Origin of the sequence: Sphingomonas hankookensis, assembly GCF_028551275.1 — a bacterium.
GTDB classification, from domain to species: Bacteria; Pseudomonadota; Alphaproteobacteria; order Sphingomonadales; family Sphingomonadaceae; genus Sphingomonas; species Sphingomonas hankookensis_A.
In genome coordinates this window covers 3,182,082-3,206,838 of the sequence record NZ_CP117025.1, presented here as the reverse complement: position 1 = coordinate 3,206,838, position 24,757 = coordinate 3,182,082, and the positions used below count along the sequence as shown (strand labels likewise).

26 protein-coding genes and 2 pseudogenes are annotated in these 24,757 nt (G+C 67.2%); 11 read left to right on the top strand and 17 right to left on the bottom strand.

All coding sequences use genetic code 11. From position 1 onward, the window contains the following. Nucleotides 1–196: 196 nt before the first annotated feature. The 3 genes and pseudogenes from PPZ50_RS15290 to PPZ50_RS15280 all read right to left on the bottom strand — a co-directional run. The gene (locus tag PPZ50_RS15290) at nt 197–1,381 is read right to left on the bottom strand and encodes an MFS transporter (protein ID WP_420794429.1); all 1,185 of its coding nucleotides are present in this window, start codon (nt 1,379–1,381) and stop codon (nt 197–199) included. 259 nt (nt 1,382–1,640) lie between these two features. Beyond that, a complete protein-coding gene (locus PPZ50_RS15285) occupies nt 1,641–2,123 on the bottom strand; it encodes a hypothetical protein (protein WP_066693388.1) in 483 nt (160 codons plus the stop codon). 29 nt (nt 2,124–2,152) lie between these two features. After that, nucleotides 2,153–2,284 (bottom strand): annotated as a pseudogene (locus PPZ50_RS15280) (MFS transporter); the annotation flags it as partial. A 476-nt stretch (nt 2,285–2,760) separates the two neighbouring features. On the opposite strand from PPZ50_RS15280, the gene PPZ50_RS15275 reads away from it, so the two are divergent. Further along, nucleotides 2,761–3,150: a hypothetical protein gene (locus PPZ50_RS15275; RefSeq protein ID WP_066693384.1), complete on the top strand. Its 390-nt coding sequence runs from the start codon at nt 2,761–2,763 to the stop codon at nt 3,148–3,150. Between the two features lie 32 nt (nt 3,151–3,182). On the opposite strand, the gene PPZ50_RS15270 is transcribed toward PPZ50_RS15275, so the two are convergent. From PPZ50_RS15270 to PPZ50_RS15265, 3 genes and pseudogenes are all read right to left on the bottom strand, one after another. Beyond that, nucleotides 3,183–3,533 carry a glycoside hydrolase family 73 protein gene (locus PPZ50_RS15270; protein WP_232308042.1) on the bottom strand — a complete coding sequence of 117 codons (351 nt, stop codon included), beginning with the start codon at nt 3,531–3,533 and terminating at the stop codon, nt 3,183–3,185. Nucleotides 3,534–3,868: 335 nt separating this feature from the next. Further along, nucleotides 3,869–4,033, bottom strand: a pseudogene (locus PPZ50_RS18955) (hypothetical protein); the annotation flags it as partial. Nucleotides 4,034–4,148: 115 nt separating this feature from the next. After that, nucleotides 4,149–5,939, bottom strand: a complete 1,791-nt coding sequence (locus tag PPZ50_RS15265; protein WP_066693380.1) for an AMP-dependent synthetase/ligase — start codon at nt 5,937–5,939, stop codon at nt 4,149–4,151. A 101-nt stretch (nt 5,940–6,040) separates the two neighbouring features. Between PPZ50_RS15265 and ggt the strand changes: the two genes are divergently transcribed. Then, a complete protein-coding gene (ggt, locus tag PPZ50_RS15260; RefSeq protein ID WP_066693378.1) occupies nt 6,041–7,780 on the top strand; it encodes a gamma-glutamyltransferase in 1,740 nt (579 codons plus the stop codon). Between the two features lie 213 nt (nt 7,781–7,993). Here the strand turns inward: ggt and PPZ50_RS15255 are convergent, their stop codons facing one another. Both PPZ50_RS15255 and PPZ50_RS15250 read right to left on the bottom strand, forming a co-directional pair. Next, complete coding sequence (locus tag PPZ50_RS15255) at nt 7,994–8,671, bottom strand: HPP family protein (protein ID WP_066693416.1); 678 nt, start codon at nt 8,669–8,671, stop codon at nt 7,994–7,996. Beyond that, nucleotides 8,671–9,657, bottom strand: a complete 987-nt coding sequence (locus PPZ50_RS15250) for a quinone-dependent dihydroorotate dehydrogenase (RefSeq protein WP_066693376.1) — start codon at nt 9,655–9,657, stop codon at nt 8,671–8,673. The genes PPZ50_RS15255 and PPZ50_RS15250 overlap by 1 nt, the downstream gene beginning before the upstream one ends. 384 nt (nt 9,658–10,041) lie before the next feature. Between PPZ50_RS15250 and PPZ50_RS15245 the strand changes: the two genes are divergently transcribed. From PPZ50_RS15245 to PPZ50_RS15205, 9 genes are all read left to right on the top strand, one after another. Next, the gene (locus PPZ50_RS15245; protein WP_066693373.1) at nt 10,042–10,470 is read left to right on the top strand and encodes an SUF system Fe-S cluster assembly regulator; all 429 of its coding nucleotides are present in this window, start codon (nt 10,042–10,044) and stop codon (nt 10,468–10,470) included. After that, nucleotides 10,470–11,933 carry a Fe-S cluster assembly protein SufB gene (gene sufB, locus PPZ50_RS15240; RefSeq protein WP_066693371.1) on the top strand — a complete coding sequence of 488 codons (1,464 nt, stop codon included), beginning with the start codon at nt 10,470–10,472 and terminating at the stop codon, nt 11,931–11,933. Before PPZ50_RS15245 ends, sufB begins: the two co-directional genes overlap by 1 nt. Then, entirely contained in the window at nt 11,930–12,226 is a 297-nt protein-coding gene (locus PPZ50_RS15235; protein ID WP_066693367.1) for a hypothetical protein, read from the top strand. The genes sufB and PPZ50_RS15235 overlap by 4 nt, the downstream gene beginning before the upstream one ends. 43 nt (nt 12,227–12,269) lie before the next feature. After that, a complete protein-coding gene (gene sufC, locus PPZ50_RS15230; protein WP_126013427.1) occupies nt 12,270–13,013 on the top strand; it encodes a Fe-S cluster assembly ATPase SufC in 744 nt (247 codons plus the stop codon). A 142-nt stretch (nt 13,014–13,155) separates the two neighbouring features. Then, the gene (locus tag PPZ50_RS15225; RefSeq protein WP_066693363.1) at nt 13,156–14,232 is read left to right on the top strand and encodes a SufD family Fe-S cluster assembly protein; all 1,077 of its coding nucleotides are present in this window, start codon (nt 13,156–13,158) and stop codon (nt 14,230–14,232) included. After that, on the top strand, nt 14,211–15,434 hold the full coding sequence (locus tag PPZ50_RS15220; protein ID WP_272815440.1) for a cysteine desulfurase: 1,224 nt from the start codon (nt 14,211–14,213) through the stop codon (nt 15,432–15,434). The genes PPZ50_RS15225 and PPZ50_RS15220 overlap by 22 nt, the downstream gene beginning before the upstream one ends. Further along, entirely contained in the window at nt 15,431–15,889 is a 459-nt protein-coding gene (locus PPZ50_RS15215) for an SUF system Fe-S cluster assembly protein (RefSeq protein WP_066693357.1), read from the top strand. Before PPZ50_RS15220 ends, PPZ50_RS15215 begins: the two co-directional genes overlap by 4 nt. Then, nucleotides 15,889–16,236: a HesB/IscA family protein gene (locus tag PPZ50_RS15210; protein ID WP_066693354.1), complete on the top strand. Its 348-nt coding sequence runs from the start codon at nt 15,889–15,891 to the stop codon at nt 16,234–16,236. The genes PPZ50_RS15215 and PPZ50_RS15210 overlap by 1 nt, the downstream gene beginning before the upstream one ends. A gap of 22 nt (nt 16,237–16,258) precedes the next feature. Further along, nucleotides 16,259–18,289 (top strand): TonB-dependent receptor, encoded by a 2,031-nt coding sequence (locus PPZ50_RS15205; RefSeq protein ID WP_241215445.1) that lies wholly within the window; start codon nt 16,259–16,261, stop codon nt 18,287–18,289. Between the two features lie 28 nt (nt 18,290–18,317). Here PPZ50_RS15205 and PPZ50_RS15200 read toward each other — a convergent pair whose 3' ends face one another. From PPZ50_RS15200 to PPZ50_RS15160, 9 genes are all read right to left on the bottom strand, one after another. Then, entirely contained in the window at nt 18,318–18,644 is a 327-nt protein-coding gene (locus PPZ50_RS15200) for a hypothetical protein (protein ID WP_066693349.1), read from the bottom strand. A 50-nt stretch (nt 18,645–18,694) separates the two neighbouring features. Then, the gene (locus PPZ50_RS15195) at nt 18,695–18,898 is read right to left on the bottom strand and encodes a hypothetical protein (protein ID WP_066693348.1); all 204 of its coding nucleotides are present in this window, start codon (nt 18,896–18,898) and stop codon (nt 18,695–18,697) included. 56 nt (nt 18,899–18,954) lie between these two features. Next, the gene (locus PPZ50_RS15190) at nt 18,955–19,167 is read right to left on the bottom strand and encodes a cold-shock protein (RefSeq protein WP_066693346.1); all 213 of its coding nucleotides are present in this window, start codon (nt 19,165–19,167) and stop codon (nt 18,955–18,957) included. Between the two features lie 187 nt (nt 19,168–19,354). Continuing rightward, the gene (locus PPZ50_RS15185) at nt 19,355–19,699 is read right to left on the bottom strand and encodes a hypothetical protein (RefSeq protein ID WP_272815439.1); all 345 of its coding nucleotides are present in this window, start codon (nt 19,697–19,699) and stop codon (nt 19,355–19,357) included. A gap of 163 nt (nt 19,700–19,862) precedes the next feature. After that, the gene (locus PPZ50_RS15180; protein ID WP_272815438.1) at nt 19,863–20,057 is read right to left on the bottom strand and encodes a hypothetical protein; all 195 of its coding nucleotides are present in this window, start codon (nt 20,055–20,057) and stop codon (nt 19,863–19,865) included. Further along, nucleotides 20,035–20,544 carry a hypothetical protein gene (locus tag PPZ50_RS15175; RefSeq protein ID WP_272815834.1) on the bottom strand — a complete coding sequence of 170 codons (510 nt, stop codon included), beginning with the start codon at nt 20,542–20,544 and terminating at the stop codon, nt 20,035–20,037. The genes PPZ50_RS15180 and PPZ50_RS15175 overlap by 23 nt, the downstream gene beginning before the upstream one ends. Before the next feature lie 35 nt (nt 20,545–20,579). Beyond that, on the bottom strand, nt 20,580–23,540 hold the full coding sequence (gene uvrA / locus PPZ50_RS15170; protein WP_272815437.1) for an excinuclease ABC subunit UvrA: 2,961 nt from the start codon (nt 23,538–23,540) through the stop codon (nt 20,580–20,582). After that, complete coding sequence (locus tag PPZ50_RS15165) at nt 23,537–23,908, bottom strand: GCN5-related N-acetyltransferase (protein WP_198158603.1); 372 nt, start codon at nt 23,906–23,908, stop codon at nt 23,537–23,539. Before PPZ50_RS15165 ends, uvrA begins: the two co-directional genes overlap by 4 nt. After that, nucleotides 23,905–24,711: a DUF1206 domain-containing protein gene (locus PPZ50_RS15160; protein ID WP_066693334.1), complete on the bottom strand. Its 807-nt coding sequence runs from the start codon at nt 24,709–24,711 to the stop codon at nt 23,905–23,907. Before PPZ50_RS15160 ends, PPZ50_RS15165 begins: the two co-directional genes overlap by 4 nt. Between the last annotated feature and the right edge of the window lie 46 nt (nt 24,712–24,757).

Here is a 24,757-nt window from a genome sequence, read left to right as displayed (position 1 = left end):
TGACTTTTAGAAAGAAGGTAGGGGTTCGCGCGGAGGCGCGGAGACGCGGAGGGGTTGCGTTCCGGGCGAAGCGCTCGCGAACGGGAGACCTTGCGTGACCGGATAGGCTGATAGTGAGGCCGCTGACGCGGGGAACGCTGGCACAAGGCGCAACCCCTCCGCGTCTCCGCGCCTCCGCGCGAACCCCTACCTGCTTCTACGCCTCCACAACCTGACGAACCGGTGCGCCTGCCAGCACCGCGAGCCCCCAGATCGCGAACCCGCCCAGCGCCAGCCCGGCACCGACGATCCCCGTCGACGTCCACCCATAGCCTGCCGCAATCGCCAGCCCCCCGGCCCATGGCCCGATCGCATTGGCGGTATTGAACGCCGAATGGTTGAGCGACGCCGCCAGACTCTGCCCCTGCTGGGCGATGTCCATCAACCGCGTCTGCAACACCGTGCCCAGCGCCCCGCCGATCCCGATCAGGAACACGATCGCCAGCATCGACCATAGCTGCCCCGCCGCCAGCGGATAGAGTGCCAGCGTCGCCGCGCTCCATAGCAGCAGGCCGCCGGCGGTCGGCATCAGCGCGCGGTCGGCGAAGCGCGGCACGACTAGATTGCCGAAGGTCATGCCCGCGCCGAATACTGCCAGCACCACCGGCACCATCGCCGGCGCGGCACCGGTCACCTCGATCAGCGTCGAGGCAAGATAGGTGTACACCGCGAACATCCCGCCAAAGCCGATCGCGCCGATGCCGAGCGTCAGCCACAACTGCCCTGATTTCAGCACGCCCAGCTCGGCCAGCGGGCTGGCTTGTACGTCCGGCCGGTCATGCGGCGCGGCCCAGGCGACCATCGCCATCGTCGCCGCCGCTAGCACCGCGACCACGCCGAAGCCCCAGCGCCAGCCGAGTGCCTGTCCCAAAGCGTTGGCCAGCGGCACGCCGACGATCGTCGCGACGGTCAGCCCCAGCATCACCCGCCCGATCGCCTGCGTCCGCTTCTCCGCCGGCACCAGTGACGCGGCGACCAACGCGGCGATTCCGAAATAGGCGCCATGCGGTAGTCCGCTGAAGAAGCGCGCGATCAGCATCGCCTCATAGGTCGGGGCCAGCGCGCTCGCCGCATTGGCGATGCCGAAGCACGCCATCAGCGCGATCAGCACCGTCCGCCGCGCCATCCGCGCGGTCATCACCGCCAGCAGCGGGGCACCGACGACCACGCCCAGCGCGTAGGCGCTGATGACATGCCCCGCCGTCGGCTCGTCGATGCCGAGGCCGGGCGCGAAGAACGGCACGAGGCTCATCGTCGCGAACTCGGTCGTCCCGATCGCAAAACCACCCAGCGCGAGCGCGAGATGGACGAGGGCAGGGCTACGGGTTGGGGTCACAGGCAGGCTCCTTGCTGCGATGCAGCATTAGAAGCGGGCCATATGGGATGGGGCCGGGGCAGTTCAACACTGAATAGCTATGCGGTGGCAAAGGGCGCTGCCGAATGCCGGCACTGTCGTGTTCGCCCCAACCGTCATCCCCGCGAAGGCTGGGATCTCCCGGTTATGCTTGGGGCAGGAGCCGCTTGAGGAACTAGCTTTTGCTGGGGCGACGCGCTGGTTCGGGCGGATCGGCAGCAAGCTTCGGCCTGGTCGCCGCTGCGCGCTACCGCGACGCGAAGTGGATCAGGACGCGGCGGTCCGGCAGCAGCATCGCAAAGCCGGTAGAGTACAGGTCCGATGCGAACGGCCGTCCGTCCGACACGGAGCGGTCGAAGACATAGTCCTTACCCCGCCGGTGCCGGGCGAGATCGATATCGGCCAGCAGCCACGCGGGCGGCGCGGCGACCGTGACCGGCTGCGTTGCCGGGGCCGATTCGAGCGCGCGGGCGATCTTGGCGGCATCGCCCTCGGAATAGCGGACTACGACCCACAACGCCCGGTCGGTCGGGCCGAAGCCGTCGTCCCTGCCGACGGGGTCGAGCGACCACCGCGCCTCGACCGGCACGGGTTGCAGCGTGACGAGCTTTCGCAACGTGGCGACGTCGTTCCGTGCGCCTTCGACCATATCTGCCGTGCTCTTCGAACAGCCGGGCGACCCTGCCATGACCAGCGCCCCGATCGCGAGCGTCCGGGCCAGCCGCTTCACGTCCGGTTTCGGATGCGGCGGTTGTCGTCGACCACGACGCCTAGCGCATAGGCGCTGATGACATATCCCGCCGTCAGCTCGCAAATGCCGAGGCCCGGCGCGAAGAACGGCACGAGGTTCATCGTTGCGAACTCGGTCGTCCCGATCGCAAAGCCACCCAGCGCGAGCGCGGGATGGACAGGGCAGGGCTGCGGATCGGGGGCACCGGCACGCTCCTTGTTTTGGTGCAGGTTCGGAAGCGGGCGATATGGGATAGGGTATCGCCGGTTCAACGGTGAATAGCTATGCGCGACGTCCTGGCGTCTGCCTGTGACGGCAACGTTTTTTTCCCCGTCATTGGGGTTCCAAACTTTCCTGCCACCTTTGCGACCGTTGTCTGGGATCGGGCAACGCCGACCTGCGTTACCTCGCAACTGCTCAGGATGCCGGCGTTGGAATGGTAACCGGAACTGCGCTTCACGCCTGGTACAGGCCCTACACGTATGACAAGCGTGGAATCGGAGGTGGATGGATGCGATCTGTATCGGGAACGGTTCGGGCGGTTGTGCTGGCTTCGGCTATGTTGGTGTCTGGCGTAGCCGGTGGTTTGCCGGCAGTCGCAACCGGTGTCCACGCGGCTGGGCAGTGGCCGACTTATGTGAATGCGCGCTACGGCTATCGCGTCTGCTATCCAGCCGGACTGCTTCGGCCGGCTGCAGAGGCCCCGAACGGCGATGGGCGCCGCTTCAACGGCGCGGGTGGTGCCGTCTTGCGCGTTTGGGGCAGCAATAACGCGCTGAACGACACGGTTGCCTCGAGCGCGGCCGAGGATCGCAAACGGCTGACCCAAAACGGGCAGGTGAGCTATGCCGTGACGCGTCCGAACTGGTATGTGCTGTCGGGACGTCAGAATGGTCAGATATTCTATCTAAAATCGATGCTTGCCCACGGTACGTTCAGCACGATGGAGTTGCGCTACCCCGCAGCGGCGCAACGCCAATGGGCGCCGGTCGTCGCGCGCCTGTCGAAGTGCTTCAGCGCCGCATAGGCCAGACGGGGAGAACCGTTCCAGGGACGGCCTTACCGCACGTTAAATCGATAGAAGTTGTTGCTGTTCATCAGAGACTTCAGCTTCCGACCATAGCCTGGATCGGTTGCATAGACGCCGGTCAGCGCATCCGCGAAGGCGTTCGGGTCGGGCAGGGTCGCTCGCGCGTTACGATAGGGGCGACCGGTCGCGAGCAACCTGCCATGGTGATCGAATGCGTCCGCGATCGAGGCAAAGGCGCGAAATCCAGCGCGGATGCGGACGCGCTGGCCGTTGATGACTTCTTCGGTGCCGGTGCTGACCGATGGTTCACCACGCCTGGCCTTGATGCCGAAGGGATTGTTGCTGCCGGGAGGCATTCGGCTGCCCCATGCGCTTTCCAAGGCCCATTGGGCCAGCGTGACGGAAGCGGGGATGCCCCAACGTGTCTGAGAGGCCTGGCGGCACGGATTACCGCATCGGGTGGCGTGCGCCCGCGCGCGGCCATGGTATCGGGAGTCGGTGGCGTTGCGCGGGTAACTGGGACCGCCGGCCCAGGCGTGCGTGGAGGACGACGCGAAACAGGGGGTGCAACAGGTGGCGGTGCCTTGCGTACTTCAGCCCGGGGAATGCTGTGCACGCGCCTGGCGCCGTTGAGCGCACGCAGTGTTGGCCCACCCGGATCGACGCGACCATCGGGCTGGCGCACGATGCCGTGGCGGCGTTGCCAGCGGGCAATGAGATCTACGGTAAGTGGACCGGCATCGCCATCGATCACCAGCGGCCGGACGCCGGAGGGTAGATGTTCGTTGAGCAATTGCTGTACGGCGGCCACATCGGGCCAGCGATTAAGCCCGCCCCGGCCCACGGATCCGGCAAGGCGCACTTCGGCTGCATGGCGCATCTTCCACCTTCTCTATGTCGTCGTTCGATGACGCAGCCGATTAACGCAGATCGAGCCGCTGGGATGCGTCACGTCGGCCGTCCGTATTGCGACGCCACAGGCTCGTCGGCCGCGATCAATTTCGGTACAGCGCGTCCAGCCGCTCGCCATACACCTCTTTCAACACATGCCGCCGGATCTTCAGGCTGGGCGTCAGCTGCTGGTTCTCGATGGTGAAGGGTTCGTCGGCGATGATGAAGCGGCGGATGCGTTCGGTGACCGACAGGTCCTTGTTGACCCGCTCCACCGCCGCGCCGAGCGCCGCGCGATAGTCGCTGTCCTCGCGCAGCTTCGCGAAGTCGCAGCGTGCTCCGCCCTTCGCACAGAATTGCTGGGTCCATTCGGCGTCGGGCACGATCACCGCGACCATATAGGGGCGCCGGTCGCCCGCGATCATCGCCTGCGCGATCTCGTTCTGCAGGGTCAGCATCCCCTCGACCTTTTGCGGCGCGACATTGTCGCCCTTGTCGTTGACGATGATATCCTTCTTGCGGTCGGTGATGCGGATGCGGCCCTTGGCGTCGATCTCGCCGATATCGCCGGTGTGCAGCCAGCCGTCCTTGAGCACGCGCGCCGTTTCCGCCTCGTTGCGCCAATAGCCGTGCATGACCAGTTCGCCGCGCACCAGGATTTCGCCGTCCTCGGCGATGCGGACCTCGGTCTCGGCGAGCGGCGGACCCACCGTGTCCATCTTGATCCCCGCCGCCGGGCGGTTGCACGAGATGACCGGCGCCGCCTCGGTCTGGCCATAGCCTTGCAGGAAGCACAGGCCGAGCGACTGGAAGAACCCGCCGACTTCCGGGTTGAGCGGGGCGCCGCCCGACACCATCGCCTTCAACCGCCCGCCGAAGCGCTTGCCGACCTTGGGTTTGAGCAGCGTGTCGACCAGCAGCTTGGTCGGCCGGTCGAGCAGGGTGGGGCCGTTCTCCTTGCCCCCGATCGTGACGGCGCGGTCGAGCAGCCACGACGATACGCGGCCCTGTTTCTGCACCGCCTTGGTAATGCGGGTGCGCAATACCTCGAACAGGCGGGGGACGACGACCATGATCGTCGGGCGGACTTCCTCGATATTGCTGGCGAGCTTGTCGAGGCCTTCGCTATAGTAAATCTGCCCGCCCAGCGCGATCGGGAAGTGCTGGCCGCCGGTATGTTCATAGGCGTGGCTGAGGGGGAGGAACGACAGGAACACCTCGTCGTCCCAGCCGAAATCCTCCGAGATGACGGTGCAGCAGCCATTGACGTTGTGCAGGATCGCGCCGTGATGCTGCATGACCCCACGCGGGGACCCGCCGGTGCCCGAGGTGTAGATGATGCAGGCGAGGTCGTCGCGGGTGAAATCGGCCTGCGCCGCGACGCTCGCCGGGTCGGCGGGGTGCCGGGCGATCAGGTCGTGCCAGTCGTGGAATTCGAGGCTGCCCTGCTGCGCGGTCTTCATCCGTTCGATCATGATGATCTTTTCGGACGACTGGGTGGTGCGCAGCGCGGCGGGGAGGACGGTGCGCGCCAGCTTTTCGGTCGACACGATGATCGCGCAGGCGCCCGAATTCTCGATGATATGGCCATGGTCGCGCACGGTATTGGTGACGTAGGTCGGCACGGTCACGCAGCCGGCCGCCATGATCGCCAGGTCGGAGATGCACCATTCGGGCCGGTTCTCGCTGACCAGCATCACCCGGTCCCCGCGCTTCAGCCCGATCGCCTTGAGCGCCGTGGCGAGGCTGGCGACCTGTCGCGCGGCATCGGCCCAGCTGATCGACTGCCATGCGCCCGCCTGTTTGCTCCACAGGAACGGCGCGTCGCCGCGTTCGGCCGCCCGCGTAAAGAACATCGCGACCAGATTGGGGAATCGTTCCAGTTGCCGGGCCATTGCTTATCCTTCTCCTGTCGCCGGGTGTAGGCAGGCGGAACCGGTACGGCAACGTTCGACAGCGGGTGACGGGGGCGACCGCGTTGGTTAGACAGGCGGTCATGAAGATGTTCGCCACCACCGTCGCCGCGCTCGCCACCGTCACGCTGGGGGGCTGCAACGTCCTGCCCTTCGGGAAGAAGGAGGTGGCGACGTCTGCGACACAGGCGCCGCCGACCGCGCCGGCGGGACAGGCGCAGAAGTTCGTGATCTCGGCCAACCCGATCGCCAGCGAGGCGGGGATGGCGGTGCTGCGCAAGGGCGGCAGCGCGGTCGACGCGGCGATCGCGGTTCAGGCGATGCTGTCGCTGGTCGAACCGCAAAGCTCCGGCCTCGGTGGCGGCGCGTTCCTGACCTATTTCAACGCGAAGACCGGCAAGGTCGAAATCTATGACGGGCGCGAGGTTGCGCCCGCCGGCGCCACGCCGACCATGCTGATGGGCGCCGATGGCCAGCCGCTGCCCTTTGCGCAGGCGGTGCTGAGCGGGCGGGCGACCGGGGTGCCGGGCGCGGTCAGGATGCTGGGGCAGGCGCATGCCGACCATGGCACGCTCGCCTGGAACCAGTTGTTCGACGATGCGGAAGAGGTCGCGCGCAAGGGGTTCGTGATCTCGCCCCGGCTCGGTCGGTTCCTGGGCGGCAAGTCGCCGCAGTTGCAGGCGGAGGATGTCCGCCGTTACTTCAAGGGCAAGGGCGGGGCGCTCGCCACCACCGGCGACCGGATCAGGAATGGCGACTATGCCGATTTCCTGAAGCGGCTGGCCAAGCAGGGGCCGGACGCGCTGTACACCGGCAAGACCGCCGAGCGGATCGTGGCGAAGACCACCAGCGGCAGCCTGCCCGGCACGATGACGCTTGCCGACCTCGCCGCCTATCGCGCGGTGAAGCGCGATCCGCTGTGCGGCAACTGGCGCGCGTACATCGTCTGCACGCCGCCGCCGCCGTCGAGCGGGGTGGGGCTGCTCGAGCTGCTCGCGATCCTCGGCCGCACCGATATCGACAAGCGCGGGCCGAACGACCCGCAGAGCTGGTATCTCTTCGCCGAGGCGAGCCGGCTGATGTATGCCGATCGCGACCTGTATGTCGGCGATCCCAAGTTCGTGAACGTGCCGGTCGCAGGGCTGCTCGCCCCGGCCTATATCGCCGAGCGGGCGAAGCTGATTGGCCCGTTCGCCGGACCCGCCCCGGCGGCGGGCGTGCCGGCCGGGGTGGTGACGGCGGCGGCGGACACGACGCGCGAGCCGGCGGGCACGTCGCATTTCATCGTCGGTGATGCGCAGGGCAATGTCGTGTCGATGACGACCACGGTCGAGAGCTTCTTCGGCACCGGGCGGATGGTCGACGGCTTCTTCCTGAACAACCAGATGACCGACTTCGCCTTTTCACCGCGCGATGCGCAGGGCCGGCCTGCGGCCAATGCGGTGGCACCGGGCAAGCGGCCGCGGTCGTCGATGACGCCGCTGGTGATGATCGACCGGCAGGGCAAGTTCGCCGGGGCGCTGGGATCGGCGGGCGGCAATGCGATCCTCGCCTATGTCGGCAAGTCGCTGGTCGGTGCGGTCGAATGGAAGCTGACCATGCAGCAGGCGCTGGCGCTCCCCAACCTCGTCGCGCGGGGCAGCAGTTTTCAGGGGGAGGTGACGAAGTTCTCGCCGGAAATCCTGAGCGGGCTGGCGGCACGGGGTGTCCGGTTGCAGCCGGGGCAGGGCGAGGATTCGGGGCTGCACGGGGTCATCATCCGCGACGGGAAGGTCGATGGGGGTGTCGATCCGCGGCGTGAGGGTAAAGTGATCGTGGAGTAGAAGGTTGGTTCGCGCGAAGGCGCGAAGGTACGAAGAAGAAGGACGAGGGGTTCGCGCAGAGGCGCGGAGACGCGGAGGAGGTGCATTTGCGGCTCCGTCTCGCGTCAGCCAGACCTTCGCTCTTCCGGAAGCCAGCAGCATGAAGGCCGCTGGCGCGGCTGACCGATCCGCGAACGCAACCCCTCCGCGTCTCCGCGCCTCTGCGCGAACCCCTTACTTCTTCCGCCGAACCGTCGCGAAATGTTCGGCCCGTTCGAGCAGCAGCGTCAAATCCTCCCGCGCGATATCGAACGCGTCCGGCGTCTCCGCCAGCGCGGCGTCGATATCCTCCAGCCGGACCCCGCCCGGCTCCACTGCCGCCTGAATCGCGGCGGGGGTCGCCGGCTGGTGCGGATAGCTGAGTGCGGTCATGCGGTGATAGAAGATGCCGATCGACACCAGCGCGATCGAATTGATCCCGACCGGCGCGAAGGCGAAGGCATAGCCCGCATCATGGATGCCCGCACTGCCGATCACCGCCGTCAGCGCCGCCGCCCCGCCCGGCGGATGCAGGCAGCGGCACAGCGACATGAGGAGAATGGCGAGGCCCACCGCGACCCCGGCGGCGATCGTCACATTCGGGATCGCCTGGAACACCGCGACACCGACCAGCGTCGACAGGATGTTGCCGCCGACCACCGGCCAAGGCTGGGCGAGCGGACTGGCCGGCACCGCGAACACCAGCACCGCCGATGCCCCCAGCGGCGCGACGATGATCGGCAGGTCGCCCTCGATCCACGGCACCTGCGCGCAGACGACCATGGTCAGCGCGATGCCGATGCCCGCACCGATGCAGGCGACGACCCGCCGGCCGAACCCGGCATTGGCGAGCAGCGAACGGAACAGCCGGATCACAATCCGTCGACGATCCGCCGGGCGAGGCCGGGGCCTTCATAGACCAAAGCGCTATAGAGCTGGACGAGGCTGGCCCCGGCGTCGAGCCGCCGCCGCGCTTCGTCCGCCGATCCGACACCGCCGGCCGAAATCAGGGGGATCGCACCGTCCGCAATCTCGCGCGCCTCGACCAGCTTGGCGAGTGCCAAGGGGGCGAGCGGCGCGCCCGACAGCCCCCCGGTCTCTTTCGCATTCGCCGACCGCAGCGTATCGGGGCGCGAGATGGTGGTGTTAGACACGATCAGCGCATCGATCCCGCCATCGACCGCCGCGCGGATCGCGACCTCCAGTCCCTCGCGCGACAGGTCGGGCGCGACCTTCAGGAACAGTGGTACGCGCTTGCCACCGACATGGCGCGCGGCGTCGCTCGCGGCGATCAACTGCCCCAACTCGGGCTGCGATTGCAGGTCGCGCAGGCCCGGCGTGTTCGGGCTGGAAATGTTTATCGTGACATAATCGGCGAGCGGCGCAGCCTTGGCGACCGCCGTCCCGTAATCGGCGATGCGGTCGGTCGAATCCTTGTTCGCGCCGACATTGATGCCGATGATGCCGGGGCGGGGGGTGAGCGCCGCGACCCGTGCCAGCGCCGCGTCGATCCCGCCATTGTTGAAGCCGAGCCGGTTCACCACGCCCCGGTCCTCGGGCAGGCGGAAGATGCGCGGCTTGGGATTGCCCGGCTGCGGCTGGGGGGTCAGCGTGCCGACCTCGACGAATCCGAAGCCTAACCCCAGGAACCCGGCGACCGCCCGCGCATCCTTGTCGACCCCTGCCGCCAGCCCGACCGGATTGGGGAAGCGAATGCCCGCCACCGTCACCGCGTGTTTGTCGTCGGTGCGGGGGGCGAGCGGTGCGCCGGCTTTCCCCCACGCCTCCAGCGTGGCGATCGTCAACGAATGCGCGCGTTCGGCGTCGAGGGCGAAGAGAAGCGGGTGATACCAGGCCATATGCGGCGCTCTATCGTTCAGCGGCGACGGAAGGAAGATTCGGTTTCACGCGAAGGCGCGAAGGCGCGAAGAAGAGAGTGGTTCGCGCAGAGGCGCGGAGGAGGTTCGCTCGCCACCCCGTCTCGCGTCAGCGAGACCTTCATACTTGCGGCAACCAACAGGATGAAGGCCGCTGGCGCAGCTGACCGATCCGCGGGCGCAACTCCTCCGCGCCTCCGCGCCTCTGCGCGAACCATTCTTCCTTCTTCTCTTCGCACCTTCGCGCGAAACCAAATCCTCGAGCCCCCAAACAATCGATCACAACGATCGACAGAAACCCGGTTGACCTCACGCCCCCGCGCGACCACATGCCAATCCGACCGGAATGATCCGATTAAGGAATCCATGCGCCTTTCCAGCCTTGCCGACTATGCCGTCGTCCTGCTCGCCGCCACCGCGCGGCGGGGCGGCGATGCGCGCGTGACGGCGACCGTGCTGGCGGAGGAAACCGGCCTGCCGCTGCCGACGGTGCAGAAGCTGGTCAGCCGCCTGTCCGCCGCCGGGCTGATCGAAACCGGGCGCGGCACCGGCGGCGGTTTCCGCCTTGCCCGCGCCCCGCAGGCGATCGACCTGGCGCAAATCATCGAGGCGATCGAGGGGCCGATCGCGCTCACCACCTGCGTCGACGCCGCGCGGCATGATTGCGCGGTGGAGACGAACTGCATGATCCGCCCCCATGCCGGCACGGTCAACGCCGTGGTCCGGGGCGCTCTGGCGGGCGTGACGCTCGCCCAACTCGCGAACACCGGGGCGATGCCCCAAGAGGTAGTGTGATGGCCACCAAGAATGCCGAGGCGCTCGCCGCCGCGAACAAGAAGTACGAGTGGGGTTTCTCCTCGGACATCGAACAGGACTTCGCGCCCAAGGGGCTGAGCGAGGACACCGTCCGCTATATCAGCGCCAAGAAGGGCGAGCCCGAATGGATGCTCGACTGGCGGCTGAAGGCGTTTCGCCTGTGGCAGACGATGGAGGCGCCCGACTGGGCCAAGCTGAACCTCGATCCGATCGACTATCAGGACGCGTACTATTACGCGGAGCCGAAGAAGAAGCCCTCGCTGTCGTCGTTGGACGAGGTCGATCCCGAAATCCTGCGCGTCTATGAAAAGCTCGGCATCCCGATCGAGGAGCAGAAGGTGCTCGCCGGGGTCGAAGGGTCGCGCAAGGTTGCGGTCGATGCCGTGTTCGACAGCGTGTCGGTGGCGACGACCTTCCGCAAGGAACTCGAAGCCGCCGGCGTCATCTTCCGCTCGATCAGCGAGGCGATCCGCGAATATCCCGAGCTGGTCCGCAAGTGGCTGGGCAAGGTCGTTCCGCAACGGGACAATTTCTTCGCGACTCTGAACAGCGCGGTCTTCTCGGACGGCACCTTCGTCTACATTCCGGAGGGCGTGCGCTGCCCGATGGAGCTGTCGACCTATTTCCGGATCAACGCCGAGAATACCGGTCAGTTCGAACGGACGCTGATCGTCGCCGACAAGGGCTCTTACGTCAGCTATCTCGAAGGCTGCACCGCGCCGATGCGCGACGAGAACCAGCTGCACGCGGCGGTGGTCGAGCTGGTCGCGCTCGACGATGCCGAGATCAAATATTCGACCGTTCAGAACTGGTATCCCGGCGACGAGAACGGGAAGGGCGGCATCTATAATTTCGTGACCAAGCGCGCCTTGTGTCAGGGCAGGAACAGCAAGGTGTCGTGGACGCAGGTCGAGACTGGCTCCGCGATCACCTGGAAATATCCGTCCTGTGTGCTGGCGGGTGAGAACTCGGTCGGCGAATTCTATTCGGTCGCGGTGACGAACAATCGCCAGCAGGCCGATACCGGCACCAAGATGATTCATCTGGGCAAGGGGTCGCGCTCGACCATCGTGTCGAAGGGGATCAGCGCCGGGCGCAGCGACAATACCTATCGCGGGTTGGTGCGCGTCGGTCCTTCGGCGGAGGGCGTGCGCAACTTTACCCAGTGCGACAGCCTGCTGCTCGGCGACCAGTGCGGCGCGCACACCGTGCCGTACATCGAGGTCAAGAACCCCTCGGCCCAGATCGAGCATGAGGCGACGACGTCGAAGATTTCCGAGGATCAGATGTTCTACGCGATGCAGCGTGGGCTGGATTCGGAAGCGGCGGTCGCGCTGATCGTCAACGGCTTCGCCCGCGAAGTCCTGCAGCAGCTGCCGATGGAGTTCGCGGTCGAGGCGCAGAAGCTGCTCGGCATTTCGCTTGAAGGGTCGGTGGGGTGATCGCGCTGCTGCTCGCGCTGCAGGCGGTCGCGCCGACCGCGCCCTATGCCGACTGCCTGTCGGAGCGGATCAATGCGGACGCGCGCATGGAGAAGCCGCCGACCGAGGCCGCGGCCCGCGTCGCGATTTTCGACGACGCGGCCAAGGCGTGCGCACCGGTGCGGGCGAAGGTCGCTAAGGCGCATGGCCCGATGCTCGACAAGATCGATGCGTCGATGAAGGCGGTGCTGACTAACCCGGACGCCGCCGAGGCCGAGTTCGGCACCGAACCGGTCGCGGGCGAGACGCCGTAAGATTTGGATCTGCGGGCCTGACCCCGCACGAACAGGACGGAACATGCTGAAGATCGACAATCTCCACGCCGAAATCGACGGCAAGGAAATCCTCAAGGGCCTCTCGCTCAGCGTCAATGCGGGCGAGGTCCATGCTATCATGGGGCCGAACGGCGCGGGCAAGTCGACGCTCGGCTATGTGCTGGGCGGGCGTCCCGGCTATGAAGTGACCGAGGGCAGCGTGACCTTCGCGGGTGAGGACCTGCTGGAGATGGAGGCCGATGCCCGCGCCGCCGCCGGCCTGTTCCTCGGCTTCCAGTATCCGGTCGAGATTCCCGGCGTGTCGAACGTCCAGTTTCTGCGCGAAAGCCTGAACAGCCAGCGCCGCGCCCGCGACGAAAAGCCGCTGTCGGGCGCCGAATTCCTGAAGCTCGCCCGTGCCCAGGCGGACGGCCTCGGCATGGACATGGACATGCTGAAGCGGCCGGTGAATGTCGGCTTTTCGGGCGGCGAGAAGAAGCGCAACGAGATGGTGCAGATGGGCATCCTCGACCCCAAGCTCGCCATTCTCGACGAAACCGACAGCGGCCTCGACATCGACGCGCTGCGCATCGTCGGCGACGGCATCAACCGCATCATGCGCTCGCCGGACAAGGCGGTTATCCTCATCACCCACTACCAGCGGCTGCTCGACTATGTGCAGCCGGATTTCGTGCATGTACTCGCCGATGGCCGCATCGTGCGCTCGGGCGGGCCGGAACTGGCGCACGAGCTGGAACGCGAAGGTTATGGAGCGGTGGCGGCATGATGACCTTGCAGATCCTCCCCGCTCGCGGGGAGGGGGACCAGCCGCAGGCTGGTGGAGGGGGATTGCCCCAGATGCTGCGTTCGTGGAGGTCCCCCTCCACCATGCTGCGCATGGTCGCCTTCCCCGTGCCGGGGAGGATCTGATGGCCACTCTTCCCACAAACCGTGACGAGGCGTTCCGCTGGACCGATCTTGCCGCGCTGACCGCAGCTGCTACTTCGGCGCGGGGCGCGGTGGCGAGTGCGGAGGGCTATTGGCTCGACCTCGCCGGCCCGCGCATCCTGTTCGTCGACGGCGTCTATGCGGCCGACCGGAGCACGCCGGGTCATGTCGCGCTGTCCCCGTTGACGCTCGACACCGCGCACCCGCTGGGCGTGCAGGCATCCGGTGCGGCGGGCTGGTCGATCGACCTGTCGGCGGCGGAGATCGTTGATACGGTGCAGATCGTCCATGTCGCGACCGGGGCGGAGAACCATCTGCCCGCGCGCCTGACGCTCGACGAGGATGCGGTCGCGTCGGTCGTCGAGACCTATGTCGGCAACGGCTGGACCAATCGCCTGACGCAGATCGACCTCGAACGCGGCGCGCGGCTGATGCGCAGCGTCCGCTTGCTACAAACGGACGGCTTCGTATCGATCCGCGACGAAGCGGTGGTGGGCGAGGCGGCAAGCCTCGTATCGCAGTTCCTCGGCGCCGGCGGCATGGGCAGCCGCATCGACGCGCTGTTGACGCTGGATGGGGACGGTGCGTTCGTCGATTATGGCGGCGCGCTGCTGACGCGCGACGACCAGCGGCAGGAATGTGCCGTCGCCGTCCGCCACGCTGCCCTGAACGGCTCCAGCCGCCAGACCTGGCGCGCGGTCGCCGCCGATCGCAGCCAGGCGAGCCTCGCCGCCCGCGTCGAGGTTGCCCGCGGCGCGCAGAAGACCGATGGCGAACAGTCGCTGCGTGGCCTGCTGCTGCAACGCACGGCGACGGTGAACCTGAAGCCCGAACTCGAAATCTTTGCCGACGACGTGAAGTGCGCGCACGGCGCGACAGTCGGCGAACTCGATGCCAAGGCGCTGTTCTACCTGCGCAGCCGCGGCGTGAGCGAAGCGCGGGCCAAGGCATTGCTGACCACCGCCTTCGTGGCGGACGCGCTTGACCGGATCGGCGACGAGACGGTGCGCGAAGCCTTTGCCGCCGATGCCGATGCATGGCTGGAAGCGGCGCTTTGAGCGGCACCTCCCCCCTCGACCGCGTGAGCGACTTTCCGGCGATTCCCGCCGGCTGGTCGTATCTCGACACCGCCGCGACCTCGCAGAAACCGCAGGCGGTGATCGACGCGATCACGCGGGCCTATGATACGACCTACGCCACCGTGCATCGCGGCGTGTATCAGCGCTCGGCCGACATGACGCTCGCCTATGAAGCCGCGCGGCGTCGCGTGGCATCGTTCATCGGCGCCGGCGGGCCGGAGGAATGCGTGTTCGTGCGCGGCGCGACCGAGGGGATCAACCTGATCGCTCAAGGCTGGGCCGAACGGCATTTGAAGGCCGGCGACCGCATCCTGCTGTCGATGCTCGAACATCATTCGAACATCGTGCCATGGCAGCTGATCGCCGAACGCATCGGCGTGGCGATCGACGTCGTGCCGCTGACGCAGGACGGGCGGATCGATCTCGACGCGATGGCGGCGATGATCCAGCCGGAGCACAAGCTGGTATCGCTGGCGCATGTGTCGAACGTGCTAGGCTCGGTCCTCGACGCGCGGCGGGCTGCGGATATCGCGCATTCGGTCGGCGCGAAGCTGCTGCTCGATGGCTGCCAGGCGGTGCCGCGCGTGGCGGTCGACGTCGCCGCGCTCGACTGCGATTTCTACGTCTTTTCCGGGCACAAGCTCTACGGCCCGACCGGTATCGGCGTGCTGTGGGGCCGCCCCGAACTGCTCGAAGCGATGCATCCGGTGCAGGGCGGCGGCGCGATGATCGATCGTGTGACGTTCGAGCGCACCACCTATGCGCCACCGCCCGCTCGGTTCGAGGCGGGGACGCCGCATATCATCGGTGCGCTCGGGCTCCACGCCGCGATCGACTATGTCGACAGTATCGGGCTGGACGCGATCCATGCGCATGAAACCGCACTGGTCACCGCTGCCCGCGACGCACTCGGCCGGATCAACTCGGTCCGGTTGCTCGGGCCGGACGATGCCGCCGGAATCGTCAGTTTCGTGGTGGAGGGGGTGCATCCGCACGATGTCGGCACCATCTTGGACGAGGAACGGGTCGCGATCCGTGCCGGCCATCATTGCGCACAGCCGCTGATGGACGTGCTGGGCGTCCCCGCCACCGCGCGGGCGAGCTTCGGCGTGTATAACGGACGGTCCGATGTCGATGCGCTGGTGCGCGGACTGGAACGGGTAAGCAGGATTTTCGGATGAACGACGAACGCAGCTTTCAGGTCGAGGAGGTCGACGCCGTGACGTCGCCGCCGCGCGCGCGCGTGACCGACGCGGACCAACCACGCCGCCGCGACTATCTGGGCGATTTCCTGGCGAAGAAGCCCGAGCCGGTATCGACCGGCGAACCGGGCGGCGACGTGTATGAAGCCGTCATCGCCGCGCTCAAGGAAATCTTCGATCCCGAAATTCCGGTCAATATCTACGACCTAGGGCTGATCTACGGCGTCGACGTGGCGGACAACGGCCATGTCGCGGTGACGATGACGCTGACCACGCCGCATTGTCCGGTCGCGGAATCAATGCCGGCCGAGGTCGAACTGCGCGTGTCGGCGGTGCCGGGCGTGTCGACCGCCGACGTCAATCTCGTCTGGGACCCGCCATGGGACCCGCAGAAGATGTCGGACGATGCCAAGCTCGAACTGGGAATGCTGTAATGGCCACGCGCGTCCGCCCCGCCGCGATCATCCTGACGCCCAATGCCGAACGCCGGGTCGCCGACCTGATGGCGAAGGCGCCCCCGGAAGCAATCGGCGTCAAGCTGTCGACCCCGCGCCGAGGCTGTTCGGGGCTCGCCTATTCGGTCGATTACGTCACCACCGCCAATGCGATGGACGAACGGATCGAGACGCCGGGCGGCACCTTCTTCGTCGATGGCGGATCGATCCTCTACCTCATCGGTTCGACGATGGACTGGGTCGAGGACGATTTTACCGCGGGCTTCGTCTTCGCCAATCCGAATGCCAAGGGCGCGTGCGGGTGCGGGGAGAGCTTCACGGTCTGATCGTCCCTGTTGGGGGACAGGCGTGAAGCGTTTCTGGTTGGTGTTGGCCGCGTGGCCGGGCGTGGCGGCGGCGCAGGACGCGCCGGAGATCGTCGTTACCGGGCGCGGCCTTGCCGATGCGCCGGGCGACCGGGTCTATGACATCGTCACGCTGGAGCGCGATCGCATCCTGTCGTCCGCGAGCGGCCGGGTAGAGGATGTGCTGCGCGACGTCGCCGGGCTCCAGCAATTCCGCCGTTCCGATTCCCGCAGCGCCAATCCGACGTCGCAGGGGATCACCTTCCGCGGCCTCGGCGGCAATGCCTCCAGCCGCGCGCTGCTGCTGCTCGACGGCGTGCCGCAGGCCGACCCGTTCGGCGGCTGGGTCGCCTTTCCCGCCTATGCGACCGATCGGCTGGGCCGGGTACGCGTCACGCGTGGCGGGGGTAGCGGCGTTGCCGGTCCGGGAGCGCTGGCGGGTACGATCGAACTCGACAGCGCAGGGCCAGGTGATCTGAGCCCGTTTGCGGCATCGATCGCCGGGGGCAGCCGTGCGTCGATCGATGCGCGCGGATCGGCGGCATTGGTGCGCAGCGGCGGGTTCGCCACCCTGTCCGGCGCCTATGCGCGTGGCGACGGCTTCGTGCCCATCGTGCGCGAGGATCGCGGTACGGCCGACCGTGCCGCACCGTTCGAACAGGCCAGCGCCGCCGCCCGCGCCGTGGTGCAGATCGCACCCATGACCGAATTGCAGGCCAATGTGTCGGCCTTCACCGACAGCCGCGACCGGGGTCTCGACTTCACCGACAATCGCAGCGAAGGGGCGGATGCCAGCCTCCGCTTAGTCGGGCGCGGGCCGCTCGGCTGGTCGCTGCTCGGTTATCTCCAGACCCGCGCCTTCGCCAGCCGTTTCGCCAGCGTCGGGGCGGGGCGGGCGTCGACCGCGCTGACACTCGACCAGTATAATGTCCCTGCGACTGGCATCGGCGGCCGAGCGGAGATCGCGCCCGAATGGGGCGGGGTGTCGCTCCGCCTGGGTGGCGACCTGCGCGTGGTGACCGGCGAGACGCAGGAACGTTACACCTATGTCGCAGGCAACCCGACCCGGCGGCGGGTCGCCGGCGGGCGCAACACCACGGCCGGCCTGTTCGCCGATGCCAGCGTCACTAGCGGCGATCTCGTGTTCAGCGCCGGTGGCCGGATCGACCGCTGGGCGATCGGCGATGGCCGGTTGCAGGAAGCCGCCCTGACCGGTGCGACGCTGACCGATCAGCGCTTCGTCGATCGGCAGGGATGGGAGCCGACCGGACGCGCGGGCGTCGCCTGGACGCCGGCCGATCCGCTGACGCTGCGACTGGCCGGCTATCGCGGCTGGCGGTTGCCGACGCTCAACGAACTCTATCGCCCGTTTCGGGTCGGCGCGGATGCGACCGCTGCCAATGCCGCGCTTGCCCCCGAAACGCTATGGGGCGCGGAGGCCGGCGTGGAATTGCGGCCGGCAGCCGGCGTCCGCTTCGCCGCGACCGCCTTCGCCAACGATCTGCGCGATGCCATCGCCAATGTGACGGTCGCGAACGGCCCCGGCACCTTCCCCGGCGTCGGCTTCGTGTCGGCGGCCGGCGTGTTCCGGCGCCGCGCGAATCTCGATCATGTGCGGGTGAAAGGGATTGAACTGGATGCATCGGGGCGGGTCGGACCGATCGAAGGGCGGCTGTCCTACGCCTATACCGATGCACGGGTCTGCGACATGGGTGCGCTGGATGGCCTGCGCCCGGCCCAGACGCCGGCGCATAGCGGATCGGCGACGCTCGGCTGGCGCCGCGACCGGTGGCAGGCGTCCGCAACGCTGCGCCATGTCGCCGGGCAATATGAGGATGACGCGAATCTGCGTCGCCTGTCGGCTGCAACGACGCTCGATCTTTTCGCCACGCTGCCGGCGACTCGCTGGCTGGCGTTCGAGGCACGGGCGGAGAATGTGACCGACACGCGGATCGAGACTGCGATCGGTGGGGACGGTGTCGTCGAACGGGCCGCGCCCCGTACCTTATGGCTGGGGGTACGGCTGGGCGGCTGATCGCGGATCGATCCGCCGCCCGGCTGGGTCAGGCGCCGGTCTGCGACGCCATGCTGCCGCGCGGCTCGACCATCGTCGGCACCGGGCCGGTCGCCGGGCGCAGTGCCTCGCGATCGGCAGCGGAAACCGGTGCGGTCGGATCGGGACGGAAGGCTTCAGGCGCGCGGTCGGTCGGGCCGGGACGATCCTTGTCCAGCGCCAGATCGGGCGCGGCATGGCCTTCGGTCGGTTTGCGCCGAGCCAGCAGCACGCCGAACAGGCCGACGGCAATGCCGGTGGCGGCCAACGCGACAGTACGCAGCGTCGAAACGCCTGCGGTGCGCGATTTCGGCTTGTGTTTCTTATGGTTGGCCATGGTCGATCCCTTCGCTGTTCACCGGTCCAACGACCGGCACAGCGACAGGTTCAACCGATGGTTTCGCTCCGGCGGACGGTCGCCGCTTCGCGGATCAGCCGCTGTTCGGTCGTGCGCTCGGCGCGGTCGGCCATTTCGGTCCATGCCTGTTCGGCACGGCGGCAGCGTTCGCGGACATTGTCCAGCGTCGCGGCTTCAGCATTGGCGCGCTCCACGGCGGCGCGGGCACGATAGGCTTCGGCGGTGTCGGCCAAGAATATCCTCCAAGCAAAAGGGGCGGGCGGAGATCGCTCCGCCCGCCCCACGAAAATCAGTCTGCGGCGGTCAGGTTGACCGCGCTCACCCGGCCGCGCCGGTCTTCTTCCAGCTCATAGCCCACGCGCTGGTTCTGGTTCAGCGTGACCATGCCGGCGCGCTCGACCGCCGAAATATGGACGAAGGCGTCGGTGCCGCCATTGTCGGGGGCGATGAAGCCATAGCCCTTGTCGATGTTGAAGAATTTTACGGTGCCGAGATTGGCCATGAAGGTTCCTTCCGGAGGTTGCGGGCGCCGGAAACACCCGACCCCCGTGCCTTAGGCAGCAGGGAAAGAAGGAACTTGCCGCAAAGCAGGACACCATCGATTTGCGACTGTAGCGAAGCGGATATGGGTATCGGCCCGCTCCCGTGCAAGGGGCGGGCCGATGTCGTTCGAAACGTCGCCGGTCGGGTCAGCGGCAGCGGACGTTGTTGCGGTCGATCGCTTGGCCACCGGCTGCGCCGGCGGCACCGCCCAGCAGCGCACCCAGCAGGCCCGAACCGCCCGGCCGCAGCGCGGTGCCAAGCACGCCACCGGCGATGCCGCCGACGATCAGACCGGTCGTGCCGTCGTTGCGGCGGCAATAATAGCGGCCGTCCTGCCCGACATAGACCCGGTCGTTCCGCGACAGGCGGCGTTCGCGATAGCGGCGGTCGTCGCGGTAATAGCGTGCGGCGTCATAGCCATTGTACGAGGGGTCGGGGCGATCCCAGTCGTAGCGGCCATAGCCGGCATCGGCATAGCGCGGACCGCCCATGCCGTAATCGGTGCATCCGGTAACCAGGGTAGCGGCGGCGACGAGGCCGAGGGTGAGCGCACGCGTGTCGACGGATCCTTCGCTTGATATCGATCAAGCCCGAATGCCGGGGCGCGACGGAGGTTCCGAAATTATACGGGAAACGGCGGTTTCGCCGCCGGTGCTACCAGCGGCCGCCGGCCGCCTCGATCGCGGCGAGCAGCGCGCGTTTGCTGTCGGTCCGATTGCTGCCGGCGTTGCGCGGCAGCTCCGGGTTGCCAAGTGCCGCGCGGCGCTCGGCCAGCCGCTGCGCGATGTCGACATGGCGCAGCCGGGGGCCCGGCCAGTCCTCCGCTTCAGTCGAGATCGTCGACGCCATGATCACCTGCACTTTCCTGCCGTATCCGCTGTTCAAGATAGGCGCGATCGAGAGAAGAATGAAGCCGGTACAATAACCGAGCCTGTTCGATCCGATCCGGTGCGGTGCCGGAAGCATATTGCCCCATCCGGTCCGCGATCAGGTCTTCCACGCCGAGAATGGCAAAGGCGGAACCGGGCGCGAAATCGTCGATCAGCATGATCCGTTCGCGCGGAACCAGCCCGTCAAGTGGGACGCGGCCCACGACCTCGAACCCGAGCGCCAGTTCGGGATGGATCCAACCCCGCGTCGCGTTGCCGGGCCCGCTTGGACGAATGAAGCCATGCTCCCGCAAAACCGCTTCCACCTCCTCCTGCACAGGCGAGCACAGATCGAAGTCGCCGGTGGAAACGGCGCTGCCCGACCAATATTCGACAGCCGCCCCGCCGACTAGGATCGGGCGGGGCTGACCGGCCGCGCGCAACGCCTCGCTGACCGTCGCGAACATCCGCAACGCAGCTTCGAACGGCGCCCGCCAGAGACTCACTCGGCCGCCTGTGCCCTGGGTGTCAGCAGCGGCTTGAGATATCGCCCGGTGAAGCTTCCCTCAACCGCTGCGACGGTCTCCGGCGTGCCTTCCGCCACTACGCGGCCGCCCTTGACGCCGCCTTCCGGGCCCATGTCGAGGATCCAGTCGGCGGTTTTGATGACGTCGAGATTGTGTTCGATCACCACCACGGTATTGCCCTGTTCGACCAGTTGGTGGAGCACCTCCAGCAACTTGCGCACGTCCTCGAAATGCAGGCCGGTGGTCGGTTCGTCGAGGATATACAGCGTGTTGCCGGTCGCGCGCCGCGCCAGTTCCTTGGCCAGCTTCACCCGCTGCGCCTCGCCTCCCGACAGGGTGGTCGCCTGCTGCCCGACCTTGACGTAACCGAGACCAACTTCGGCAAGCATCGCCATCTTGTCGCGGATCGGCGGCACCGCCTTGAAGAACTCGACCGCGTCCTCGACCGTCATGTCAAGCACATCGGCGATGCTCATCCCCTTGAACTTCACCTCCAGCGTCTCGCGATTATAGCGCGCGCCGTGGCACACGTCGCACGTCACATAGACGTCGGGCAGGAAGTGCATCTCGATCTTCAGCACGCCATCGCCCTGGCATGCCTCGCACCGGCCGCCCTTCACGTTGAAGCTGAACCGCCCGGGCTTGTAGCCGCGCGCCTGCGCTTCGGGCAGACCGGCGAACCAGTCGCGAATCTGGGTGAACGCGCCCGTATACGTCGCCGGGTTCGATCGCGGCGTACGGCCGATAGGCGACTGGTCGATGTCGATCACCTTGTCGAGATGCTGCAGCCCGGTGATCTTGTCATGCTTGCCCTGCACGATCCGGGCGCCGTTCAGGGTGCGGGCGGCGGCGGCGTAAAGTGTGTCAATCGTGAAGCTCGACTTGCCCGAGCCCGACACGCCGGTGATGCAGGTGAAGGTGCCGAGCGGCAGCGACGCGGTGACCCCGGTCAGGTTGTTGGCGGTGGCATTGTGCACCGTCAGCTTCTTGCCATTGCCCTTGCGCCGCTTGTCCGGCAGCGGCACCGATCGCGTGCCGTTCAGATAGTCGGCGGTGATCGATCCCTTCGACTTCAGGATCTGCTTCAGCGTTCCCTTGGCGACGATCTCGCCGCCATGGACGCCGGCGCCCGGCCCCATGTCGATGACGTAATCGGCGGTGCGGATCGCATCCTCGTCATGCTCGACCACCAGCACCGTGTTGCCGAGATCGCGCAGACGCCTGAGGGTCGCCAGCAGCATGTCGTTGTCGCGCTGGTGCAGCCCGATCGACGGTTCGTCGAGGACGTACAGCACCCCCGACAGCCCGCTGCCAATCTGCGAAGCAAGGCGGATGCGCTGGCTCTCACCACCCGACAGCGTGCCACTGGTCCGGTCGAGGTTCAGATAATCCAACCCCACATTGTTGAGGAAGCCGAGCCGCTCGACGATCTCCTTCAGGATCGACTGGGCGATCGCCTTTTGCTGGTCGTTGAAATGCTCGGGCAGCGACTGGAAGAAGGCGAGGGCATCGACCACCGACAGCCGCGTCGCGTGCGCGATGTCCTGCATCGCGACCTTGACCGCCAGCGCCTCGGGCTTCAACCGCGCGCCATGACAGGTCTCGCAGGGCTGCGACGCCTGGTACTTCGCCAGCTCCTCGCGCATCCACGCGCTTTCGGTCGACAGCATCCGCCGGTTGAGATTGCCCAGCACGCCCTCGAACGGCTTCTTGACGTCATACGACTTCTTGCCGTCGATGAAGGTCAGCGTCACCGGCTTGCCGGCGGTGCCGTGCAGGATCACGCGCTGCGCTTCCTCGGGCAGGTCCTTCCATGCCGCGTCGAGCGAGAAGCCATAGGCCTTCGCCAGCGATCCGAGCACCTGCATGTAATAGGGGGAGGGCGGGTTGGACTTCGCCCACGGCACCACCGCGCCTTTCTTGATCGACAGTTCGTGGTTGGGGACGATCAGGTCCTCGTCGAACTCCAGCCGTTCGCCAAGACCATCGCACGCCGGGCAAGCACCCTGCGGCGCGTTGAAGCTGAAGAGGCGCGGTTCGATCTCGCTGATCGTAAATCCGCTGACCGGGCAGGCGAATTTTTCGGAGAACACGATGCGGTTGTCGGGGATGCCGGCGCCCTTCAGCTTGCCGGTCTGCGGCGCTGCCTCGGTCGCGCGGTCGCCCTGTTCGCTGTCCAGCGGCGGATTGCCCGACTGCGCCTGCGCCACCGTCGTATCGACCAGGTCGACATAGGCGAGGCCATCGGCGAGCTTCAGCGCGGTCTCGAAACTCTCGGCCAGACGCGTCGCGGCATCGGCGTTCACCACCAGCCGGTCGACGACGATCTCGATGTCGTGCTTGAACTTCTTGTCGAGCGCCGGCGCGTCCTCGATCAGATGGACTTCGCCGTTCACCCGCACGCGCTGGAACCCGGCCTTCTGCCATTCGGCCAGTTCCTTGCGATACTCGCCCTTGCGCCCGCGCACGACCGGCGCGAGCAGCAGCAGCCGCGTACCTTCGGGCAGCGCCAGCACCCGGTCGACCATCTGGCTGACGGTCTGCGCGCTGATCGGCAGGCCGGTGGCGGGGGAATAGGGCACGCCGACCCGCGCCCACAGCAGGCGCATATAGTCGTAGATTTCGGTGACCGTCGCGACCGTCGATCGCGGGTTGCGGCTGGTCGTCTTCTGCTCGATCGAGATCGCCGGCGACAGCCCTTCGATATGCTCGACATTGGGCTTCTGCATCAGTTCGAGGAACTGCCGCGCATAGGCCGACAGCGATTCGACATAGCGCCGCTGCCCTTCGGCATAGATGGTGTCGAAGGCGAGGGACGACTTGCCCGAACCCGACAGGCCGGTGATGACCGTCAGCGTATCGCGCGGGATGTCGATATCGACGCCCTTGAGGTTATGCTCCCGCGCACCGCGGACGGAGATATGGGTCAGGCTCATGCGGTCCGTTCTATCTTCGTTCTTTTGGATTGGCTAGGGCGAGAGATGGGGGTGCCTCGTCCCGGTTTCGAGGGGGCCTTGCCGCGCCATTCCAGCGAGCGTCGGTTGAGGTCGGGCAGATCGGCATCGCCCGTCAGCGCCTGTTCTCCCAACGCCACCGCCTGCGCGAGGGCGGCCGGATCGGCATGGGCATAAGCCGGACGTCCGGCGACATGATCATACCATTGCCCGCCGAATGCATTGTCGAGCAGGATGCGCTGGAAACAATGGTCGGCCACCACCGGCCATCCGCGCTCCCGCGCCACCGCCGGCAGCTCGCGCCGGGTCAGGTCGAGCCAGCGCGCCTCCAGCACCTCACGCCCGGTCATGCCGGCAACCGCACCTGCAACCGGCGCCAGCGCGCCTCGACGAAGCTGAACGCCCCGAACGCGATGAAGCCGATGCCGATCGCGCTGAGCAACAACTGTCCGCCCGCCTGCCGCTGCATGAGTGCCATGCCGCTCGCCATGCCGCCGGCTTCGTCGGCATCCGCCGCCCATGCCGCGGCGACGAACAGGAACGCGATCGCCGCGAACACCGCTGCCCGCGCGCCATAGCCGATGCGACCCATGGTACAGACATAGTCGGGCACCGGCGTTCCACCCGACAGGGTGCGGGCGAACTCGCCGGTCCATGCCTTTTTCGCCTGCTGGACCGCCGCCGCCAGCAGGCCGATGGCGACCAGTGCCACCAGCAACCGTCCGCCCGGCTGATCGAGCATCCATGCCGTCCAGTCATGGGCGCTCTCCTCGCCGCCGACACGGCCGGTCGCCCGCGCGCTGTGCAGGGAGAGGCGCGCGGCGGTCCATGCCAGCACGACATGGGCGATCCCGCTGACCGCATGGCCGGCGCGACGGAATGCGCCCTTGGCGTCATTGTCCTGCGCTTCGGGATCGAACAGCGCCTCGGTCAGCCGCCACAGCGCATAGCCGGCCAGCCCCGCCGCCATCGCCGCCAGCAGCCATTCGCCAAACGGTTCGTCGGCCAGGCTGGCGATGGCACCCTGATTGTCGCCGGCCTTGCCGCCGCGCAGCGCGGCGTCGATCGCGAACCAGCCGACGATGCAATAGACGATACCGCGCGCCGCGAATCCGAGGCGGGCGAGCAGGGTGGCGCCTTTGCGCGTCGACATGGGGGCAGGCTTTCAAAATCGTTGCGCGATGCCAACAGCTTGCCGG

Bases quoted from the DNA above. Each gene is read 5' to 3' on its own strand.
- PPZ50_RS15245 (WP_066693373.1), top strand. From the start codon at position 10,042: ATGCGCCTTTCCAGCCTTGCCGACTATGCCGTCGTCCTGCTCGCCGCC.
- PPZ50_RS15175 (WP_272815834.1), bottom strand. From the start codon at position 20,544: ATGTTCGCGACGGTCAGCGAGGCGTTGCGCGCGGCCGGTCAGCCCCGC.
- PPZ50_RS15160 (WP_066693334.1), bottom strand. From the start codon at position 24,711: ATGTCGACGCGCAAAGGCGCCACCCTGCTCGCCCGCCTCGGATTCGCG.
- PPZ50_RS15165 (WP_198158603.1), bottom strand. From the start codon at position 23,908: ATGACCGGGCGTGAGGTGCTGGAGGCGCGCTGGCTCGACCTGACCCGG.
- sufC (WP_126013427.1), top strand. From the start codon at position 12,270: ATGCTGAAGATCGACAATCTCCACGCCGAAATCGACGGCAAGGAAATC.
- PPZ50_RS15220 (WP_272815440.1), top strand. From the start codon at position 14,211: ATGGCTGGAAGCGGCGCTTTGAGCGGCACCTCCCCCCTCGACCGCGTG.
- PPZ50_RS15265 (WP_066693380.1), bottom strand. From the start codon at position 5,939: ATGGCCCGGCAACTGGAACGATTCCCCAATCTGGTCGCGATGTTCTTT.
- PPZ50_RS15250 (WP_066693376.1), bottom strand. From the start codon at position 9,657: ATGGCCTGGTATCACCCGCTTCTCTTCGCCCTCGACGCCGAACGCGCG.
- PPZ50_RS15190 (WP_066693346.1), bottom strand. From the start codon at position 19,167: ATGGCCAATCTCGGCACCGTAAAATTCTTCAACATCGACAAGGGCTAT.
- PPZ50_RS15180 (WP_272815438.1), bottom strand. From the start codon at position 20,057: ATGGCGTCGACGATCTCGACTGAAGCGGAGGACTGGCCGGGCCCCCGG.
- uvrA (WP_272815437.1), bottom strand. From the start codon at position 23,540: ATGAGCCTGACCCATATCTCCGTCCGCGGTGCGCGGGAGCATAACCTC.
- PPZ50_RS15200 (WP_066693349.1), bottom strand. From the start codon at position 18,644: ATGGCCAACCATAAGAAACACAAGCCGAAATCGCGCACCGCAGGCGTT.
- PPZ50_RS15210 (WP_066693354.1), top strand. From the start codon at position 15,889: ATGGCCACGCGCGTCCGCCCCGCCGCGATCATCCTGACGCCCAATGCC.
- sufB (WP_066693371.1), top strand. From the start codon at position 10,470: ATGGCCACCAAGAATGCCGAGGCGCTCGCCGCCGCGAACAAGAAGTAC.
- ggt (WP_066693378.1), top strand. From the start codon at position 6,041: ATGAAGATGTTCGCCACCACCGTCGCCGCGCTCGCCACCGTCACGCTG.
- PPZ50_RS15225 (WP_066693363.1), top strand. From the start codon at position 13,156: ATGGCCACTCTTCCCACAAACCGTGACGAGGCGTTCCGCTGGACCGAT.
- PPZ50_RS15215 (WP_066693357.1), top strand. From the start codon at position 15,431: ATGAACGACGAACGCAGCTTTCAGGTCGAGGAGGTCGACGCCGTGACG.
- PPZ50_RS15185 (WP_272815439.1), bottom strand. From the start codon at position 19,699: ATGGGCGGTCCGCGCTATGCCGATGCCGGCTATGGCCGCTACGACTGG.